The organism is Kineococcus indalonis (assembly GCF_009906395.1).
GTDB lineage: Bacteria > Actinomycetota > Actinomycetes > Actinomycetales > Kineococcaceae > Kineococcus > Kineococcus indalonis.
Map to the genome: position 1 here is coordinate 1 of NZ_JAAALM010000611.1, position 2,161 is coordinate 2,161.

The following is a 2,161-nucleotide window of genomic DNA, read 5'->3' on the forward strand; positions in this document are numbered from 1 at the left end:
GCCTGGGCGCTGGTGCCGGGGCGGGGCACCCCCCAGCCCTGGGACCTCGGCGCGGTGAGCGCCCGGCGCGTCGACGGCGGCGTCGTGCTGCTGGTGCACCCCCACCCCGCCGCCGGGAACGGCGAGCTGGACGGCGAGCTGGACGCCGGTCAGGACGCCGGGCGGGTGGCCGCCGGGGCCGCCGCGGACCTGCCCGCCGCCGCGGCGCGCGTGGACGCCGCCTGGGGCACCGACTGGCCCCGCGGCACCGCCGTCGTCGTCGTGCCGCGGGCGCGGCACGCCGCGCGCCTGGCCGGGCTGGACCCCGCCCGCGCCGCGGCGCTGGACGCCGTGGCCGTGGGGGAGGACGCCGCGCTGGCCGACGGCGCCCCCGCCGGCGTGCGCGTCGTCCTGGTCGCCGAGCGGTTCGCCCGCCTCACCCCGGCCGGGCGCGCCGCCACCCTGACCCACGAGCTCGTCCACGTGGCCGCCCGCGCCACCGCCCGGCCCGCCGCGCCGGCCGGCGACGGGCTGCGGCCGGTGCCGCGCTGGCTGGCCGAGGGGTACGCCGACCACGTCGCCCGCCTGGGCCTCGGCGTGCCCGCCGCCGCCCTCGCCGCGCCCCTGCTGCAGGCCGTCGCCGCTGGCGCGGTGCCCGCCGTGCCCGCCGACGGGGACTTCGACGCCACCGGGCAGCGGTTGCAGGTCGCCTACGCGGCCGCCTGGACGCTCGTCGCCTCCGCCGCCCGCACCGCCGGCACGCCCGCCGTCACCGCCCTGCACCGGCGGCTGGCCGCCGCCCCCGGGCGCGGCGGCGAGCCCGCCGCCCCGCGCGAGCAGCGCCTCGAGCGCGCCTGCCGCGCCGCGCTGGGCACCGGGTGGGCCCAGGTGCAGCGGACCTGGCGCGCCGAGCTGCGCAGCGGCCTGGTGGGGTGGGGGCCGTGAGCACCCTCGTCGTCACCAACGACTTCCCCCCGCGCACCGGCGGCATCGAGTCGTTCGTGCACGCCGTGGTGCGGCTGCTGCCCGCGGCCACCGCCCGCCGCGGCGGGCCCGGCGCCACCGACGCCGCCCGCGTCGTCGTGCACACCGCCTCCCAGCGCGGCGACGGCGCCGTGGACGCCGAGCTCGCCGCCGCCGGGATCACCGTGGTGCGCGACCCGTCCCCGCTGATGGTGCCCACCCCCGGCATCGCCCGGCGGGTGCGGCGCACCGCCCGCGAGCACGGCGCGGACCGGGTCTGGTTCGGCGCCGCCGCGCCGCTGGGGCTGCTGGCGCCCGGGCTGCGCCGCGCCGGGGTGCGCCGCGCCGTGGCCACCACCCACGGGCACGAGGTGTGGTGGTCCACCCTGCCCGGCTCGCGCGCCGCGCTGCACCGCATCGGCGAGGGCACCGACACCCTCACCTACCTGGGGCCGTGGTGCCGCTCGCGCATCGAGCGCCCCCTGAGCGCCGCCGCCCGCGGGCGCATGCGCCAGCTGACCCCCGGGGTGGACGCCGACCTCTTCCGGCCCGGCTGCGGCGGGCAGGAGGTGCGCGCCCGCCACGGCCTGGGCGAGCGGCCCGTCGTGGTGTGCGTCTCGCGCCTGGTGGCCCGCAAGGGCCAGGACGTGCTGGTGCGCGCCCTGCCGGAGGTGCGCCGGCGGGTGCCCGGGGCGGCGCTGCTGATCGTCGGCGACGGCCCGCACCGCCCCGCGGTGGAGCGCCTCGTGGACCGCCTGGGCCTGCGCGGGCACGTCGTCCTCACCGGCGCGGTGCCCTGGGCCGAGACGCCGGCGCACTACGACGCCGGGGACGTGTTCTGCATGCCCACCCGCACCCGCCTGGGCGGCCTGGAGCCGGAGGCGCTGGGCATCTGCTACCTGGAGGCCGCCGCCTGCGGGCTGCCCGTGGTGGCCGGCGACTCCGGCGGCGCCCCCGACGCGGTCCTCGACGGCGTCAACGGCCACGTCGTCGACGGCCGCGACGTGGCCGCCGTGGCCGACCGCGTCGCGGGCCTGCTCACCGACTCCCGGCGTGCGGCGGCGCTCGGGCGCGCGGGTCGGGAGTGGGTCAGCCGCCGCTGGGGCTGGACGGCGCAGGCGGAGCGGCTGGCGGCGCTGCTGGCCGGTGACGACGTGGTCGCGGACGTGAGCGGGGACGGGCCCGGGGACGCGGCGCCCCCGCCGCGCTGAGCGGCGGG

The 2,161-nt window shown here is 82.2% G+C and carries 1 protein-coding gene and 1 pseudogene; both read left to right on the top strand.

The features are described from left to right. Positions 1-924 (top strand): annotated as a pseudogene (locus GTR00_RS19495) (hypothetical protein); the annotation flags it as partial. Continuing rightward, positions 921-2,153, top strand: coding sequence for a glycosyltransferase family 4 protein (locus tag GTR00_RS26070; RefSeq protein WP_166613213.1), 1,233 nt, complete (start codon positions 921-923; stop codon positions 2,151-2,153). The pseudogene GTR00_RS19495 and the gene GTR00_RS26070, both read left to right, overlap by 4 nt. The last annotated feature ends 8 nt before the right edge of the window (positions 2,154-2,161 follow it).